Source organism: Marinobacterium sediminicola (assembly GCF_022343685.1).
Lineage (GTDB): Bacteria > Pseudomonadota > Gammaproteobacteria > Pseudomonadales > Balneatricaceae > Marinobacterium > Marinobacterium sediminicola.
The window spans coordinates 2,675,952-2,692,062 of record NZ_CP092123.1 but is presented as its reverse complement, the minus strand read 5'-3'; the positions used below and the strand labels follow the sequence as shown (position 1 = coordinate 2,692,062).

Annotated in this window: 17 protein-coding genes; 8 read left to right on the top strand and 9 right to left on the bottom strand. The window is 56.8% G+C overall.

Translation table 11 applies throughout. From position 1 onward, the window contains the following. Window positions 1-93 precede the first annotated feature (93 nt). The 9 genes from hpaD to hpaH all read right to left on the bottom strand — a co-directional run bounded on the left by hpaD (window position 94) and on the right by hpaH (window position 8,679). Window positions 94-945 (bottom strand): 3,4-dihydroxyphenylacetate 2,3-dioxygenase, encoded by an 852-nt coding sequence (gene hpaD, locus LN244_RS12230; protein ID WP_239040063.1) that lies wholly within the window; start codon window positions 943-945, stop codon window positions 94-96. 195 nt (window positions 946-1,140) lie between these two features. Then, a complete protein-coding gene (hpaR, locus tag LN244_RS12225; RefSeq protein WP_239040062.1) occupies window positions 1,141-1,605 on the bottom strand; it encodes a homoprotocatechuate degradation operon regulator HpaR in 465 nt (154 codons plus the stop codon). Further along, window positions 1,605-2,930, bottom strand: coding sequence for a hypothetical protein (locus LN244_RS12220; RefSeq protein WP_239040061.1), 1,326 nt, complete (start codon window positions 2,928-2,930; stop codon window positions 1,605-1,607). The genes hpaR and LN244_RS12220 overlap by 1 nt, the downstream gene beginning before the upstream one ends. Window positions 2,931-2,950: 20 nt before the next feature. After that, window positions 2,951-3,877 carry a 4-hydroxyphenylacetate catabolism regulatory protein HpaA gene (gene hpaA / locus LN244_RS12215; RefSeq protein ID WP_239040060.1) on the bottom strand — a complete coding sequence of 309 codons (927 nt, stop codon included), beginning with the start codon at window positions 3,875-3,877 and terminating at the stop codon, window positions 2,951-2,953. Window positions 3,878-3,961: 84 nt separating this feature from the next. Continuing rightward, a complete protein-coding gene (gene hpaE, locus LN244_RS12210; RefSeq protein WP_239040059.1) occupies window positions 3,962-5,497 on the bottom strand; it encodes a 5-carboxymethyl-2-hydroxymuconate semialdehyde dehydrogenase in 1,536 nt (511 codons plus the stop codon). A gap of 66 nt (window positions 5,498-5,563) precedes the next feature. Next, window positions 5,564-6,346: a fumarylacetoacetate hydrolase family protein gene (locus LN244_RS12205; protein ID WP_239040058.1), complete on the bottom strand. Its 783-nt coding sequence runs from the start codon at window positions 6,344-6,346 to the stop codon at window positions 5,564-5,566. 3 nt (window positions 6,347-6,349) lie between these two features. Further along, window positions 6,350-7,018: a fumarylacetoacetate hydrolase family protein gene (locus tag LN244_RS12200; protein WP_239040057.1), complete on the bottom strand. Its 669-nt coding sequence runs from the start codon at window positions 7,016-7,018 to the stop codon at window positions 6,350-6,352. Window positions 7,019-7,047: 29 nt separating this feature from the next. Next, on the bottom strand, window positions 7,048-7,854 hold the full coding sequence (gene hpaI / locus LN244_RS12195) for a 4-hydroxy-2-oxoheptanedioate aldolase (protein ID WP_239040056.1): 807 nt from the start codon (window positions 7,852-7,854) through the stop codon (window positions 7,048-7,050). 21 nt (window positions 7,855-7,875) lie between these two features. Continuing rightward, entirely contained in the window at window positions 7,876-8,679 is an 804-nt protein-coding gene (gene hpaH, locus LN244_RS12190; RefSeq protein WP_239040055.1) for a 2-oxo-hept-4-ene-1,7-dioate hydratase, read from the bottom strand. A 323-nt stretch (window positions 8,680-9,002) separates the two neighbouring features. Here hpaH and LN244_RS12185 point away from each other — a divergent pair, with 323 nt between their 5' ends. From LN244_RS12185 to LN244_RS12150, 8 genes are all read left to right on the top strand, one after another. After that, on the top strand, window positions 9,003-9,392 hold the full coding sequence (locus tag LN244_RS12185; RefSeq protein ID WP_239040054.1) for a 5-carboxymethyl-2-hydroxymuconate Delta-isomerase: 390 nt from the start codon (window positions 9,003-9,005) through the stop codon (window positions 9,390-9,392). Window positions 9,393-9,535: 143 nt separating this feature from the next. Continuing rightward, complete coding sequence (locus LN244_RS12180) at window positions 9,536-10,555, top strand: TRAP transporter substrate-binding protein (protein WP_239042410.1); 1,020 nt, start codon at window positions 9,536-9,538, stop codon at window positions 10,553-10,555. A gap of 3 nt (window positions 10,556-10,558) precedes the next feature. After that, on the top strand, window positions 10,559-11,074 hold the full coding sequence (locus tag LN244_RS12175; protein ID WP_239040053.1) for a TRAP transporter small permease: 516 nt from the start codon (window positions 10,559-10,561) through the stop codon (window positions 11,072-11,074). A gap of 26 nt (window positions 11,075-11,100) precedes the next feature. Further along, entirely contained in the window at window positions 11,101-12,429 is a 1,329-nt protein-coding gene (locus LN244_RS12170) for a TRAP transporter large permease (protein ID WP_239040037.1), read from the top strand. 208 nt (window positions 12,430-12,637) lie between these two features. Continuing rightward, window positions 12,638-13,681, top strand: a complete 1,044-nt coding sequence (locus tag LN244_RS12165) for a TRAP transporter substrate-binding protein (protein ID WP_239040052.1) — start codon at window positions 12,638-12,640, stop codon at window positions 13,679-13,681. 3 nt (window positions 13,682-13,684) lie between these two features. Further along, complete coding sequence (locus tag LN244_RS12160) at window positions 13,685-14,200, top strand: TRAP transporter small permease (protein WP_239040051.1); 516 nt, start codon at window positions 13,685-13,687, stop codon at window positions 14,198-14,200. Window positions 14,201-14,219: 19 nt separating this feature from the next. Beyond that, window positions 14,220-15,548, top strand: coding sequence for a TRAP transporter large permease (locus LN244_RS12155; protein ID WP_239040050.1), 1,329 nt, complete (start codon window positions 14,220-14,222; stop codon window positions 15,546-15,548). Window positions 15,549-15,592: 44 nt separating this feature from the next. Then, window positions 15,593-16,087, top strand: coding sequence for a universal stress protein (locus tag LN244_RS12150; RefSeq protein WP_239040049.1), 495 nt, complete (start codon window positions 15,593-15,595; stop codon window positions 16,085-16,087). Window positions 16,088-16,111 lie beyond the last annotated feature (24 nt).

Genomic DNA, 16,111 nt, shown 5'->3' with positions numbered 1-16,111 from the left:
GGGATGGGTCTCCGTCTGCTTAATTTATGTTGGGTTATCGTGTATTCGTTATCGGCCTCCGGCTTGCGCCAGAGGCATCAGGCTTTAGTTAACTTAGTCGATCGGGAAGATCACGTTGGCCTGACCGGTGCCGGAGCTCGGGAAGTATTCGCCAATCAGCTCACCCTTGCCGGTGTACTTGTCCCAGCCCAGTGCACCGAACAGCATGGCTGTATCGTGCATGCCGCCTTCACCGCAGCAGTACTGAGCATATTCGGGCAGCATTTTCAGGAAGGTGTCGATCTCGCCGTTCTGCCACAGTTCCAGCACGCGCAGATCGACCTGCCGGTTGAACTCGCGAGAGATGGTGAACGTGCCGTTGTTGGCTTCATACAGGTCGTTTTCCCAGATCTTGTGCGACAGGGAACCTGAGGCCAGCAACAGTACCTTGCAGTCGCTTTCCTTTACCGCTTCGGTGATAGCCTCTCCCAGCTTGCGTGAGGCTTCCAGGCTGTGCACCGTGCACCAGGCCGCGATGGAAACGATGGGCATGTCGCCCGGTTCCATGAAGTGCATGGGGACCAGGGTGCCGTATTCCAGATCCAGCGTTTCCACCTGGTGAGACAGGGTAAAGACACCTTTCTCGGTCGCCTTGGCTGCGATGGCATCACCCAGAGCCGGGTTGCCGCGGTAGTCATATTCCAGGTTCTGGATGAAGTGCGGGAACTCGTGGCTGGTAAAGCAGCCTTTGAAGCGGGCATTGCTGTTGATGTGGTAGCCGGCGTTGACCAGCCAGTGGGTGTCCAGAACGATCACGGTATCGGCACCGGCCTCACGCGCTCGGCGCATGATCTCGCGCTGACCATCGATTGCCTGTTGGCGGCAACCCTGCAGTTTACCCGGCTGCTCTGACAGCAGCATGGTCGGGACATGTGTAATTTTTGCAGCTAGTACGATTTCGCCCATGGTCACACCTTTTTATTTTGGCGGGTCGACAGATCTGGTCGGTGAGGCAAGGGACTGCCCGGGGGCAAACAGATCAATCCTGAGAATGTCCGCACTTTGTTAACATGTTAAGTAATGCTAGTTAACATGTTATCTAATGTCAACGGCTCCCCGAAAGGGGCGCCGCTAAACAACAGAAAGGATTATTGACAGGGGTCAGGGTTTGATCTGGCAGAGCATGTTGAGCAGTTTGTCCAGCTGCTCCATGTTCTCGCGTGAGAACTGATCGGTGATCTCCTGGTAGCGTGCTTCCAGCGTCGGTCTTACCTTATCGAACATTTCCTTGGCCTTGTCGGTCAGGCTGATCAGCACACGGCGCTGATCTTCTGGAGAGCGACGGCGCTGAATGTAATCCTGCTGCTCCAGGCGGCTGATGATGCCAGTCAGACTGGGACTGAGAATGCAGCAGAGCTCGGCCAGTTGTTTGGATTCCAGTTCGCCATGCTCGTCCAGTGCACGGATGATACGCCACTGCTGCTCGGTCAGGGGGATCTCCTGAAGGATGGGACGAAAGAAGCCCATGGTGACCTCACGGGCCTTGAGCAGCTTGAGCGGTATGGAGTCTTCGTATTTGCGCATGAGAGAGATATTACCCGTTAACTGGCGCTGGCTCGGTTGCATCAATAGATTCCCATAAACGGCAGCATATAGATCAGAACCGAGGCTGCGGTCAGCATCAGCACCGAGTAGGCCAGATTGTTTCTTAGAATGGTGCGGCCGGAACAGTTGAAGCGGGCCTGCAGAATGAAGTTTACACCACTGAACAGGCTACCGGACATCGACACCGAAGTTGCAATTATATAAGCGATCGCCATCAGTGTCGGGGCTGTGGTGACATCCGCCAGCAGTCCTGCGCACGTGGCCACCAGCGCAAACTGGTGAATCCCCAGAAAGGCGAAACCAACGATGCTCCACATCACCAGAATCGCCACGGTGGCATCGGTTTGAGCAAAGGGCAGGCTGAACAGATCAGCGCCGATACAGGCTTTGACCCCGGCCGCCAGGAAGCCGGCACTGAGGAAGAGAGTCACTTCTCCACGGGTATCAGCCAGCCGCTGCAGCACATGGCCACAAACATGGCTGGCCGCTTCGGCGGGTCCTTGTCGCAGTGTCAGCAGCAGGACAGGCGTCAGTACGGCCAGCACCGCCACGACCCCGACCGTGGGCAGCTCTGGCCACACACCACTGACCAGCAGGATAGCTGCGATCAGACATGCCGGCATCATCAGGCTACGGCCTGTCATCGGGTAGCCCTGGTAGTGGTCAAATTCAGGTGTGTAGCGATGACGGGCTTCAATCAGCGTATAAATCAGACCCAATAACGCCAGCGCGAGGGTATAGGGATAGATTGCATAAAGCTCCGTACCGGGCACCTGTTCCAGCACCAGTGGCAGAATGCTGAGAAATGGAGACCAGAGAATGGCTAGACTGAAGCCTCGGGCGAGAATGATCTGTGACAGTGACGACAGCGTGCCCTTGCGTTTGAGCTGTTCGCCGACCAGCAACATCGATGAGAAGTTGGCGACCGAGGAGAGGACATGCATGCCTGCAAGGGTGGTGACAAAGCTGCGTGCGCCTGGCCTGTTGTCCACTGGCTCAAGGCGGGTGCTCAAACGGATGAAATTGACGGCTGCCAGCAGCATGGCCAGCTTCAGATGCTCGCCCAGAATGGCCAGAGGCTGGATGTGGGCGCCGCCATGCCAGGCCCAGGCGATGAACCCGCATCCTCCACCCAGCAACAGATAAATGGGCAGCCGCTGCTTGGGTGTCAGGCGGCTGAACTCCAGCGCGACAAATGTCCAGGCGCAAACCGTAGCAATCTCTGCGGTGTCAGCCAGCTGGAAGGTATCCAGCAGGGCGAGCAGCAGGGTCAGGAAGATCATCAGCCCCGAGAGTGCATCCCGGTAGCCGCTGAATGTGGATTTGGCGGTGGTAGAAACTGTCATACCGCCATTTTATTAATATGTTAATTAGTAGTCCAGTTGTCGTGCTTGTGCTCGTTTCGAAATCGCTGTGCCGTCATGCCGGTATGGCGTTTGAAAAAGCGCGAGAAGTACGCGGGGTCGGTGAAGCCCAGCTGGTAGCAGATGTCACTGCTGGACAGGTCGGTAAAAACCAGCAGACGCTTGGTTTCCTGCACGATACGGTCATGAATCAGCTTCTTGGGTGATCGGTTGGAGACGCGCTGGCAGATCTGATGCAGGCGACTTTCCGAAATTCCCAGCCGATGGGTGTAGTCGGGCAGGTGCATGTGATCACGAAAGTGTTCTTCCACCAGATCGGTAAAGCGGTGGAAAACACGCAAGTCGTCATTATTCACCGTCGTGCTTTCGGCTTCCTTGGGGGACAGTCGCGAAATCTGGATCAACAGCAGCCGCACCAGTGTATGCAGGGTCAGGCGCTTGGCTGAACGCTCGCGATACCACTCGACCTTCAGGTTACGGAAGGTCTGGGTGATCAGTGGCCATTGCAGGCGTTGCTCAGGGTCCAGTTCGTCCCGCACGATACACAGCCCGTGATTGAATTCGGTGTCCATCTCCTGTTGCAGTCCGTCCTTCAGCAACTGCCAGACGATGGATTGATGAATGGTAAGTACATGTCCGCAGGCTGCTCCTTCAGTCAGGAACGAGTGGGGCACGGATGCAGGGGTCAGTAACAGAGCCGGACCGCGGGCGTGGTAGATGCGGTCGTCGATATGGAAGCGAATCTCGCCACGGTCGATATAGTGGATCTGCAGGTACTGGGCGTGACGGTGAACCGGCATGTCGCGGCCATAAAAGGCGGCCAGGTTTTCCAGCACGTCATAGTGAATGGGCGCATCGAGATAGCGCCGGTCATAGTCCTGTCCCAGGATGATGTTGGGAATCCATTCGGTATGGGAGTGATCGCTCATGAGGCGACTATAGCAGAAGTGGGGCAGGGCCGGAGCGCCGTGCGAAAGGCACGGGCTCCGGAGAGGTCTGCGGACAGAACAGGATCAGTTCTTGCCCAGCTGAGGTACCTTGTGAGTACCGTGTGCGATGCAGACGTTCTTGGTTTCCATGTAGAAGTCGAAGCTCCAGTCACCGCCGTCGCGACCGATACCGGACATCTTGATACCACCGAACGGAGACGGCAGGTTACGGTTGTTTTCGGAGTTCACCCACAGCATGCCGGCTTCGACGTGCTTGGCCATGCGCATGGCGCGGCCGGTGTTCTCGGTCCAGATGTAGCCGGACAGACCGTATTCGGTATCGTTGGCGATGGCGATCGCTTCTTCTTCGGTGTCGAAGGAGATGGCGGTCAGAACCGGGCCAAAGATCTCTTCCTGAGCGATGCGCATCTTGTTGTTGGCACCGGTGAACAGCGTCGGCTCCAGGTAGTTACCCGCCGGGTTGATGTTGCCGCGTGCTTCGTCGATACGCTTGCCGCCAACCGCGATGTTGGCGCCATCTTCTTTGGCGATGTCGAAGTAGCTCAGTACCTTGTTGTAGTGCTCAACGTGTACCAGCGGGCCGACTTCAGTGTTCGGATCCAGAGAGTGACCAACCTTCAGGTTGCGTACACGCTGTTCCAGTGCCGCCATGAACTTGTCACGGATGCCGCTCTGAATCAGCAGACGGCTGGAAGAGGTGCAGCGCTGGCCGTTCAGGCTGTAAATCATGAACACAACGGCATCCAGCGCGCGCTCGAAGTCAGCATCGTCAAAGACGATTACCGGGTTCTTGCCGCCCAGCTCGAAGTGCATGCGCTTCAGCGTGTCGGCACCCTGACGCATTACGTGGGAACCGGTGGCGGATTCGCCGACCAGTGCAACGGCCTTGATGGCCGGGTGCTCGGTCATGCGCTTGCCAACGCTCTCACCGAAGCCGTTGACCATGTTCCAGACGCCCTTGGGCAGGACTTCGTCGGCGATCTCGGCCAGGATGTAGGCGCTCAGCGGCGTCAGTTCAGCCGGTTTGTGAACCACGGTGCAGCCTGCAGCCAGCGCCGGGGCGATTTTCCAGGTAGACAGCATGAACGGCGTGTTCCACGGCGTGATGATGCCAACCGGACCGATTGCCTTGCGGATGGTGTAGTTGGTGTGTTCTTCCTGATGCAGTGCCAGACCGTTCTGAGCTTCCGGTGCCTTGTCAGCGAAGAAGCGGAAGTTGGCGGCGCCACGGATAGCCGCCTGCTTCATGAAGCGGATGGCCTGACCGCAGTCCATGGACTCGACCAGCGCGATTTCGTCGGCGCGCTCAACCAGGCGGTCAGCGAACTTGTTCAGCAGACGCTTGCGCTCGGTACCCGGAGTGGCTGCCCAGGCTTCGAATGCATCTTCGGCAGCCTGGCAGGCAGCGTCCATGTCAGCGACAGAGCCGGCCATGATCTTGCCGATGGAGCTGTTGTCGGTAGGGGTTACGTTGTCGTATTCGGTACCGCCGTTACCCAGGGTGAATTCGCCGTTGATGTAGTGGCCGGTGGTGTTGTTCTTGAAGCGCTCCAGGTATTTCTGTGCGCGTTCGAGGTTGGTATCCAGAGTATCGCTCATGGTTCGTCTCCCGTTCAGTTCTATCCTGGAGCCGCTTCGGTCAGGGCTCCAGGACGGGTCTTATTCTCAGTATTTGTCGCCGTAGTATTCCTGCTCGCTGACCATGCGGGTCTCCAGTGAGCAGATGTCTTCGATGGTACAAACGATGGTGTCGCCCGGCTGGCAGTCAACGATTCCGTGTGGTGTGCCGGTGCAGATCATGTCACCCGGGTTCAGGGTCATGACCTTGCTCAGGTATTCGATCACGAAGGGCACGTCAAAGATCATGTCCTTGGTGCTGCCATCCTGAGTCAGCTTACCGTTGACCGTGGTGGTCAGTTTCAGTGCGTTGGCATTCGGGATGTCGGCAGTATCGACGATCCAGGGGCCCATCGGCAGCAGAGAGTCTCGGCTCTTCACGCGCAGGTTCGGGCGGTAGTAGTTTTCCAGGTAGTCGCGGATGGCAAAATCGTTGCAGACGGTGTAGCCAGCCACGTAATCCAGGGCATCTTCACGCTTGATGTTCTTGCCGCTCTTGCCAATCACTGCGACCAGTTCGCACTCGTAGTGCTGGTATTCGATGCCGTCGGGACGGTAGCTGACCTGCTTGTGACCGGTCAGCGTGTTGGCGTGCTTGATGAAAATCAGGGGCTCTTTCGGCGGCTCGAACGCCAGCTCGGTGGCGTGATCCGCATAGTTGATGCCTAGCGCAAAAATGGTACCCGGCTCTTTTACCGGCGGCAGCCAGGTGATCTGATCGGAGTCCAGCGCGACGTCCAGCACTTCACCTTCAGAGGTGGTGATGCGGTCGTTGGCGTCAATGTCGATGTCCAGCTCGCGGCCGTCAAAAATGATGCGTGCGTGTCTCATGGCTCAGGCACCTCCCAGAGTATTTGTCAGGGTGCCAACACCCTCAATGCTTGCTTCAACCTTGTCGCCCTTGGCAACGGCTACGCGGTCACCGGCAAAGCCGACGGCGATGATTTCGCCGGCCTGCAGGGTCATGATGCGTGAAATGATGCTGATCAATTCAGCAACGCTTCGTTCCATGTTGCCCAGCTCGAAAGTGCTCTTCAGCTCGCCATTGACGCTGATCGTTACTGTCAGGGCGTCCGGATTGGCGATCTTGTCGGCAGCAACGATTTCCGGACCCACTGGTGCAGAGGTGTCCAGGCACTTGCCCTTGATATCAGGGCGGTAGTAGCTTGCTTCCGGCAGGGAGAAATCGCCAACGATGGTGTAACCCGCAACGTAATTCAGGGCGTCTTCAGCGGAGACACGGCAGGTTTCCTTGCCGATCACCACGCCTAGGCTGGCACCCACGACCATCTCGGCTACATCGTTACCGTCGAAGTCCTTGGCCCACTCGACTTCAGCGCCATCAACACTCCAGGTGTTGCGTGGCTTGTAGTAGAGCACCGGCTGGGTCGGCGGCTTTTTGTACGGGGCTTCGTTGAATGTGGCATCCAGAGCAGCCAGCTGTGCCTTGTCGTTCAATGCGACACAGACCAGCTTGCTGTTGACCAGAGTGTTTGCAGTCATGATTAACCTTCTCGTGTTGGGACCGGCGATCAATAGCCGGCCTGAGGTTTTTCGTCTTCAACCGGAGCGCCCTGCTTGAAGCGCTGGGCCAGCTTGCGGGTTTCATTGGCCAGGATCATGGTGTCGACACCGACGCCTACGAAGTTGGCACCCTGCTGGACATAGTTCTCGGCCAGTGACGGATCGAGGCAGAGCAGGCCAGCATACTTGCCGGCATCACGAATCTTGTTCAAGCCGGTGTTGATCGCCTCGACGACCACCGGGTTGCCGGCATCGCCGATATAGCCCATGGACGCGGACAGATCGGAGGGGCCTATGAACACGCCATCCACACCTTCCACTTCAAGAATGGCATCGAGGTTTGCCATCGCGCTGGCGGTTTCAACCTGTACGATCAGGCAGATCTCGTCATTGGCTTTCTTCAGGTAACCCGGCACCTGATTCCAGCGTGCGGCACGGGCCAAAGAGGTACCCAGACCACGGATGCCCTGCGGCGGATAGCGCACTGCCTGGACAAGCTGGGCGGCCTGTTCAGCGGTTTCCACCATTGGAACCAGCAGGGTCTGAACGCCGATATCAAGCAGCTGCTTGATCAGTGCGGTGTTGCCTTCGACGCAACGTACGATCGGGGCTACGTCGTACGGAGCCATCGCCTGCAGGTGGGACATGATGGTACGCAGATCGAAAGGGGCATGCTCGCCGTCAATCAGCAGCCAATCGAAACCGGCAACAGCCGCGATTTCGGCAGCGCTGTTGTCCGGGAGACCCAGCCAGAGACCGTACTGGGTTTCGCCGCTGGCCAGCCCCTGTTTGAAGCGGTTTTTTGGCAGTTCCATTCGAGTTTCCCCAGTCGTCGATTAGGCGAAGTTCAGGGTGACGCCACCCAGAGAACCAAAGTCGGCGTGTACGGTGTCGCCGGCCTTGACCGGAACCGGACGCGTGAACGAACCGGACAGGATGATCTGGCCCGGTTCAAGACCAATGCCGTGCGGTGCAAAGCGTTTGCAGACCCAGGTGATGCCTTTCAGCGGGTTGCCCAGTACGCCACCTGCCAGACCGGTCTCTTCGATCTGGCCGTTCAGGTACAGCATGCAGCCAGCCCAGCGCAGGTCGATGTCCATCGGCTTGATCGGGCGACCGCCCATGACGATACCGGCATTGGCCGCGTTATCGGAGATGGTGTCGAATACCTTGCGGGTGTAACCGGTTTCCGGATCGGTGCGCAGGCAGCGAGCGGCAATCAGCTCCAGTGACGGAATCACGTAGTCAGTTGCATCGATGACGTCGAAGATGGTGACGTTTTCGCCGAACAGAGGCTTCTTGAGAATGAACGCCAATTCCACTTCGATGCGCGGATCGAGGAAGTCGGACGCCTTGATGGTCGCGCCGTCTTCAAACAGCATGTCGTCCAGCAGGACACCGTAGTCAGGCTGGTCGATATTGGAAGACATCTGCATGGCACGAGAGGTCAGGCCGATCTTGTAGCCGATTACCTTGCGACCTTCTTCGATCTTGCGGTCAACCCAGGCTTTCTGCACGGCATAGGCGTCAGCCATGTCCATTTCCGGATGCTCCAGGGTCAGTGCCGGAATCTGCTTGCGGTTCACTTCAGCTTCGTACAGGCGATCGGCGCAGGCCTTGATCTGCTCTTTGTTCAACATGCTCGACAACACCTTCTTGTTATCCATTGCGTTCACTGACTGTGCGCGGCAGGTACTGATCGGCGGCACAAACACCGACAGGCAGGCACAGACCATTTAATTGGCATTTTAGTTAACATCTTAACTAAGTCAATACCTCAATATGACAACTTTAACTACAGTTATAGTCAGGATTTACCCCGGTGATCTGGAAAATGTTGCAACTTCAACCTTATTGACAACAGTTAATATGTTAATTAGATTTCGCTCGTTTGCCTTGGCCCCTGTGTGCCTTCATTCGGGGGCAAAATGGCTCAAATCAACCCTTGAGGGAGAGTACCGAGATGCCGCATTTCATTGTCGAATATTCTGGTAATCTGCATGATCGCCTTGATTTTCAAGCGCTTTTTAAAGAGCTGCACGAGTATGTGGTCTCCACTGGTGCTTTCCCGATCGGGGGCGTTCGCAGCCGGGCGATCCGCTGTAACGACTTTCGCGTGGCAGATGGTCGGGAGGACTTTGCCTTCCTGAACCTGAATCTGAAAATCGGGCACGGGCGGGATATGGAGCTGAAAAAAGAGGTGGCGGAGCAAGTGTTCAAGATCCTCTGTGACTGGATGAAGCCCATCACCGATGAAAGTTATGTGCAGATCTCCTTCGAGATGACCGAGCTGGACCCGGTGTTGAAGTTCAACAAGAACAACATCCACCCACTGTTTGCCGACAAGGCATAAGTTCAGGCGAGCGGACACCATAAAGGGACAGCCCCTGATTAAAGGGGCTGCCGAACAATAAGCCGCTGATAGCGGCAAATTAGAAAGACCGTAGCAACAGACGAGAGACCGGGAGATACACCGTGAAGACATTTTTCAAATCCATGGCCAGTGCGGCAGCGCTGACACTTGGACTGAGCGCATCCGCGCTTGTGTCAGCGGAAACAACGCTGATCGTTGGCACCTGGCAGCCGCCGGGTAACCCGATGAATGCCGTTGTTTGGCCGACCTGGGCCGAATGGGTGGAGGAAGCCACGGAAGGGCGTGTCAAGGTCAAGATCGAGCAGGATGTCGGTCACCCGAAAACCTACTTCCAGCTGGTGGAAGATGGCGTAATCAATGCAGGCTGGAGCTACCACGGTTACGGCCCCGGTCGTTTCAAACTGCCGGTTGCCGTTGAGCTGCCGGGCCTTAATGTCAGTGGCGAAGCTGCGTCCGTTGCGCTCTGGCGCACACAGCAGAAATACTTTGCTGAGGCGGGTGAGTTTGAAGGTCTCACGCTGCTGGGTATGTTTACGCATGGCCCGGGTCAGTTGCATACCATCAACCCGATCGAAGACCTGGAAGACCTGAAAGGCAAGAAAATTCGCATTGGCGGTGGCGTTCAGACTGAGCTGGCTGAGCGTATGGAGATCACCGGTGTTGCGGCACCGGGATCCAAAGTATACGAAATGATGCAGCAGGGCGTGATCGACGGTGTTTTCATGCCTGTCACCGAGCAGAAATCTTTGCGCCTGCATGAAGTGGCCCCCAATGTGACCCTGTTCCCGGGTGGCATGTATCTGGGCAGCTTCTCCATGTTCATCGATCCCTATTTCCTGGAAGACCTGGACCCGAGAGATGCTGAAGCGATCCTGAGTGTTTCAGGTGAAAAACTCTCTGCGCTGGCGGGTCGCGCCTGGGATCAGGCCGATGTGGACGGTCTGGAAGCCGCGAAGGCGGCTGGCGTTAACATCAAGGAGCTGGGTGCCAACGATCCGATGACGCTGGAATTCCGTGAACTGATCAAAGGTATGGATGACGCCTGGATTGAAAGTGTTTCCGATCGTGGTGTTGATGCACGTGCTGCTCTGGAAGAGCTGCGCAGCATCGCACGCGAGTACGAAGCGCAGAAGCAGGAGTAATCCATGTCATTCAGTGCCTGGTTGAAAACGCACTATGACGAGAAGGGGCCGGTCCGTTGGCTGGCCTTCTTCCTCGAAGTGGTGTCGGCAAGCGTTCTCTTTATTCTGATGGCCCTGACCTGCGTCGATGTCATTGGGCGTTATCTGTTCAACAGCCCGTTGCATGGCGGCACCGAACTGACCGAGATCGGTCTGGCGGTGATGGTCTTCGCCGCGATGCCGGTCGTGACCTGGCGCGGCGGCCATATCGTCGTCGACCTGCTGGACCGTTTTCTCGGCTCCAGGGTGGTCAAGGTGCTGGCACTGCTGGCTGCGCTGGTGATGTCCTCGTCGCTGTACTTTCTGGCGCTGCGGATCTTCGAGCTGGGCGAGCGTTCCATCCGTCGTGGCGTGGTGACCGAATTCCTGGCCATGCCGTCCGGTTACGTCGTGCAGTACATCGCGATCATGAGCTGGGCCACTGCCTTCGGCATGATCACCTACGGCGTCTATCGCATTCTGTTTCAGAATAAAGCCTAACTTCACTCGGACACAGGTATCTCTTTATGTCAGTTGTACTGATCGGCTTTGCCGTCCTCCTGTTCCTGATCATTGTGGTAAGGATGCCGATCGCATTTGCCATGGGCCTGGTCGGCTTCTTTGGCTTTGCCTTTTTGCAGGGGCTTGAACTGAGCAATATCGCCAACTTCCGCTGGACAGGCGCCCTGTCCATGGCGTCCAACCGCGTGATCGACACCGTGCAGGAATACAGCCTGTCGGTGATTCCGCTGTTTATTCTCATGGGTAACCTGGTCACCCGCTCAGGCCTGTCCCATGAGCTTTACGCTGTTTCCAACGCTTTCCTCGGCCACCGCAAGGGCGGCCTGTCGATGGCAACAGTGGTGGCCTGTGGCGGCTTCTCCGCCATCTGCGGTTCCAGTCTGGCGACCTCTGCCACCATGTCCAAGGTGGCGATGCCGCCGATGCGCAAGTACGGTTACTCTGATGCGCTGGCGACCGCGTCCATCGCGGCCGGTGGTACCCTGGGTATCCTGATCCCGCCCAGCGTGATTCTGGTGATCTACGGTCTGCTGACCGAATCCTCCATCCGTGAACTCTTCGCGGCCGGTTTCATCCCGGGCATCCTGGGTATCCTGCTGTATCTGGTGGCCGTGCGTTATGTCGTCTGGCGTGATCCCAGTGCCGGTCCGGCGGGCGAAAAGACCGAATGGCCCGAGCGTCTGCAGGCGATGAAGGGTGTCTGGGGCGTACTGGTACTGTTCACCGTGGTGATGGGCGGTATCTACCTGGGCATTTTCACCCCGACCGAAGCGGCGGGTATCGGTGCCGGTGGTGCCTTCCTGATTACCCTGTTCCGTGGTCGTCTGACGCTGCGCAACCTGTTCGAGACGCTGACCGATACGGCGCGCACCTCGGCCATGCTGTTTGCGGTGGTGATCGGTGCACTGATCTTCTCCGACTTCATCAACCGTGCCGGTCTGCCGGACATGCTGCTGGAGTTCGTAACCGCGCTGGACGTCGCGCCGATCGTGGTCATTCTGGCGATACTGGGTATCTACATCGTGCTGGGCATGGTGTTTGAAAGCCTGTCGATGATGCTGCTGACGGTACCGGTGTTCTATCCGCTGGTGGCGAGCATGGGCTTTGATCTGGTGTGGTTCGGGATAGTCGTCGTAGTTGTGACCGAGATCAGTTTGATTACACCGCCGGTGGGTATGAACGTCTTCGTACTCAGTGCGGTGTTGAGAGATGTGAAAACGGGCACTATCTTCAAGGGTGTGACGCCGTTCTGGTGCGCCGACATCGTGCGCCTGGCGCTGATCGTATTCATTGCCCCGATCGCGCTCTTTTTGCCGGAGTTGCTTTACCGCTAAGGCGGTAAAGCAACAGCTTCATGTATCAAAAAATTGATGGTATAACGGCAAACAGGTGTACTGTTGTCACCGAAGGGGTGTATACCTTAGTAGATAAAAGCACGATCTACGCCTTGCTTGAAGCGACAAAGTGATACAATATTTATCGTTTAAGACGTTCTTGAGTATCGCAATACAATAATGAAATAAAAAACGCAGGAGCAACATGATGATTAAAACAATAAAGTCTGCCAGCACAGCCGCTATCCTGGCCGCAGGTCTGTCCTTCTCTTACAGCGCTGCCGCAGCAGATCACACTCTGATCGTGGGTACCTGGTTGCCGCCGACAGCTGCACAGAACGCTGTTGTTTGGCCGACTTGGGCGAAGTGGGTAGAAGAAGCGACTGAAGGCCGTGTCGAAGTTAAAATCGAATACGACATGGGTCACCCGAAGACCTACTTCCAGCTGGTTGAAGACGGCGTAATCGATGCTGGCTTCAGCTACCACGGTTATGTACCGGGTCGTTTCAAACTGCCGATCGCAGCTGAACAGCCGGGTATGGGCGTAAACGCAGAAGCGGCTTCCGTAGCTCTCTGGCGTGTGCATGAAAAGCATTTTGCCAAGGCAAACGAATATGCCGGTCTGGAGCTGCTGGGCCTGTTCACACATGGTCCGGGTCAGATCATGACCACTTTCCCGGTTAACAACCTGGAAGACCTCAAAGGCAAGAAGATCCGTATCGGTGGTGGCGTTCAGGCCGCAATCGGTGAGCGCATGGGCATCACCCCTGTGGCAGCTCCGGCGACCAAAGTATACGAAATGATGCAGCAGGGCGTTATCGATGGCGCATTCCTGCCGGTCGGCGAGCAGAAATCACTGCGTCTGGCTGAAGTAACCAAGGATCTGAACATGATCCCGGGTGGCATGTATCTGGGTACCTTCTCCATGTTTATCAACCCGGACTTCCTGGAAGACCTGGATCCGAAAGATCGTGAAGCGATCATGAGCGTATCCGGTGAAAAACTGTCTGCACTGGCAGGCAAGGCCTGGGAACAGGGTGATATCGATGGCCTGGCCTTCGCGCGTGAAAAGGGTGTGAACGTAGTTGAGCATGATGCTTCTTCTGCATTCGTACAGCAGTTCAATCAGCTGACTGAGGGCATGGATCAGGCCTGGATCGACAGCGTATCCGATCGCGATGTAGATGCTGCCGCTGCTCTGAAAGAGATGCGCGCTATCGCTCGCGAGTACGAAGCTCAAAAGCAGGAGTAATCCATGTCATTTAGTGCCTGGTTGAAAGCGCACTATGACGAGAAGGGGCCGGCCAAATGGCTGGCCTTTTTTCTCGAAGCGGTTTCCGCGCTGGTTCTTTTCTCTCTGATGGCGTTGACCTGTGTCGACGTTGTCGGTCGTTACCTGTTCAACAGCCCGCTGCATGGCGGTACCGAGATGACCGAGATCGGTCTGGCGGTGATGGTATTCGCAGCAATGCCGGTCGTGACCTGGCGCGGCGGCCATATCGTGGTCGATCTGCTGGATCGCTTCCTGGGTTCGAAGATCGTCAAGGCGCTGGCCCTGTTTGCCGCACTGGTAATGTCGTCTTCCTTGTACTTCCTGGCACTGCGCATCTTCGAGCTGGGCGAGCGTTCCATTCGTCGAGGCGTGGTCACCGAGTTCCTGGCGATGCCGACCGGTTACATCGTGCAGTACATCGCGATCATGAGCTGGGCAACCGCCCTCGGCATGATCACCTATGGTGTCTACCGTATCCTGTTCCAGGATAAAGACTAACCCGAGGGCAGGTAATATTATGTCAGTAGTATTGATCGGCTTTGCCGTTCTTCTGTTCCTGATCATCGTGGTGCGAATGCCGATCGCATTCGCCATGGGGATCGTCGGCTTCTTTGGTTTTGCCTTCCTGCAGGGCCTGGAGCTGAGCAACATTGCCAATTTCCGTTGGACGGGTGCCCTGTCCATGGCATCCAACCGCGTGATCGATACCGTGCAGGAATACAGCCTGTCGGTGATTCCGCTGTTTATTCTCATGGGTAACCTGGTGACCCGCTCAGGCCTGTCCCATGAACTCTATGCCGTTTCCAACGCTTTCCTTGGTCACCGTAAGGGCGGTTTGTCGATGGCGACTGTTGTCGCTTGTGGCGGCTTCTCTGCCATCTGCGGTTCCAGCCTGGCGACCTCTGCGACCATGTCCAAGGTGGCGATGCCGCCGATGCGCAAGTACGGTTACGCCGACTCTCTGGCCACGGCTTCCATTGCCGCAGGTGGTACTCTGGGTATCCTGATCCCGCCCAGCGTGATCCTGGTGATCTACGGTCTGCTGACCGAATCCTCCATCCGTGAACTCTTCGCGGCCGGTTTCATTCCGGGCATCCTCGGTATCCTGCTGTACCTGGTCGCGGTGCGTTACGTGGTCTGGCGTGATCCCAGTGCCGGTCCGGCGGGTGACAAGACCGAGTGGCCTGAGCGTCTGCAGGCAATGAAAGGTGTCTGGGGCGTGCTGGTACTGTTCACCGTGGTGATGGGCGGTATCTACCTGGGTATCTTCACCCCGACCGAAGCGGCGGGTATCGGTGCCGGCGGTGCCTTCCTGATCACTCTGTTCCGTGGTCGCATGACCCTGCGCAACCTGTTCGAGACATTGACCGACACGGCGCGCACCTCGGCCATGCTGTTCGCGGTGGTGATCGGTGCACTGATCTTCTCCGACTTCATCAACCGTGCCGGTCTGCCGGACATGCTGCTGGAGTTCGTGACCTCCCTCGACGTAGCCCCGATCGTCGTGATCCTTGCGATTCTGGGTATCTACATCGTACTGGGCATGGTGTTTGAGAGCCTGTCGATGATGCTGTTGACCGTACCGGTGTTCTATCCGCTGGTCGCCAATCTGGGCTTCGACCTGGTGTGGTTCGGGATAGTCGTCGTAGTTGTGACCGAGATCAGTCTGATTACACCGCCGGTAGGTATGAACGTCTTTGTTCTCAGTGCAGTATTAAGGGATGTGAAAACGGGTACGATCTTCAAGGGCGTGACCCCGTTCTGGTGTGCCGATATTGTGCGTCTGGCGTTGATTGTATTCATTGCCCCGATCGCACTCTTTCTGCCGGAGCTGCTGTACCGCTAAGCGGTACAGCCTTTCCTGTCCTGCAAGGATAGAGGAGTAGTTGTATGTTCCATGATGTAAAAAAGATTCTGTACGTCTCTGATCTTGAGAAAGGCTCTCGTCCGGCTTTCCGTGCTGCAGTCAGCCTGTGCGGTCACTATTCTGAATCTCAGATCACCTATCTGCATGTGATCGAATCGCTGTCGGGCACCACCCGCAGTGTGCTGAGCAACATGATGGAGAAGGAAGAGATCGACGAAATGCTGCAGAAGGGTGTCGAAGCCCTGAGCGTGAAGATCCGTGAGCGGATCGAACGCTTCTGTGCCGAAGAGCTGGAGGAACATGAAGTCCTCAGCCTCAAGAACATCGATGCGCGTGTGGAAGAGGGCACTCCCTGGCGCAAGATTCTTGAAGTGGCCGATGAAATCAAGGCCGACGTCATCGTTATGGGTACCCGTAAGCACAGCGCACTGGGCCAGATGCTGATGGGCTCCACGGCGACCAAGACGCTGACGCACTCCAAGCGTCCGGTGCTGATTGTGCCGTTGCCTGCTGCCTGATCCTCGCTGTATCCAAGCCCGGCT

Bases quoted from the DNA above. Each gene is read 5' to 3' on its own strand.
- hpaD (WP_239040063.1), bottom strand. From the start codon at position 945: ATGGGCGAAATCGTACTAGCTGCAAAAATTACACATGTCCCGACCATG.
- hpaR (WP_239040062.1), bottom strand. From the start codon at position 1,605: ATGCAACCGAGCCAGCGCCAGTTAACGGGTAATATCTCTCTCATGCGC.
- LN244_RS12220 (WP_239040061.1), bottom strand. From the start codon at position 2,930: ATGACAGTTTCTACCACCGCCAAATCCACATTCAGCGGCTACCGGGAT.
- hpaA (WP_239040060.1), bottom strand. From the start codon at position 3,877: ATGAGCGATCACTCCCATACCGAATGGATTCCCAACATCATCCTGGGA.
- hpaE (WP_239040059.1), bottom strand. From the start codon at position 5,497: ATGAGCGATACTCTGGATACCAACCTCGAACGCGCACAGAAATACCTG.
- LN244_RS12205 (WP_239040058.1), bottom strand. From the start codon at position 6,346: ATGAGACACGCACGCATCATTTTTGACGGCCGCGAGCTGGACATCGAC.
- LN244_RS12200 (WP_239040057.1), bottom strand. From the start codon at position 7,018: ATGACTGCAAACACTCTGGTCAACAGCAAGCTGGTCTGTGTCGCATTG.
- hpaI (WP_239040056.1), bottom strand. From the start codon at position 7,854: ATGGAACTGCCAAAAAACCGCTTCAAACAGGGGCTGGCCAGCGGCGAA.
- hpaH (WP_239040055.1), bottom strand. From the start codon at position 8,679: ATGTTGAACAAAGAGCAGATCAAGGCCTGCGCCGATCGCCTGTACGAA.
- LN244_RS12185 (WP_239040054.1), top strand. From the start codon at position 9,003: ATGCCGCATTTCATTGTCGAATATTCTGGTAATCTGCATGATCGCCTT.
- LN244_RS12180 (WP_239042410.1), top strand. From the start codon at position 9,536: ATGGCCAGTGCGGCAGCGCTGACACTTGGACTGAGCGCATCCGCGCTT.
- LN244_RS12175 (WP_239040053.1), top strand. From the start codon at position 10,559: ATGTCATTCAGTGCCTGGTTGAAAACGCACTATGACGAGAAGGGGCCG.
- LN244_RS12170 (WP_239040037.1), top strand. From the start codon at position 11,101: ATGTCAGTTGTACTGATCGGCTTTGCCGTCCTCCTGTTCCTGATCATT.
- LN244_RS12165 (WP_239040052.1), top strand. From the start codon at position 12,638: ATGATTAAAACAATAAAGTCTGCCAGCACAGCCGCTATCCTGGCCGCA.
- LN244_RS12160 (WP_239040051.1), top strand. From the start codon at position 13,685: ATGTCATTTAGTGCCTGGTTGAAAGCGCACTATGACGAGAAGGGGCCG.
- LN244_RS12155 (WP_239040050.1), top strand. From the start codon at position 14,220: ATGTCAGTAGTATTGATCGGCTTTGCCGTTCTTCTGTTCCTGATCATC.
- LN244_RS12150 (WP_239040049.1), top strand. From the start codon at position 15,593: ATGTTCCATGATGTAAAAAAGATTCTGTACGTCTCTGATCTTGAGAAA.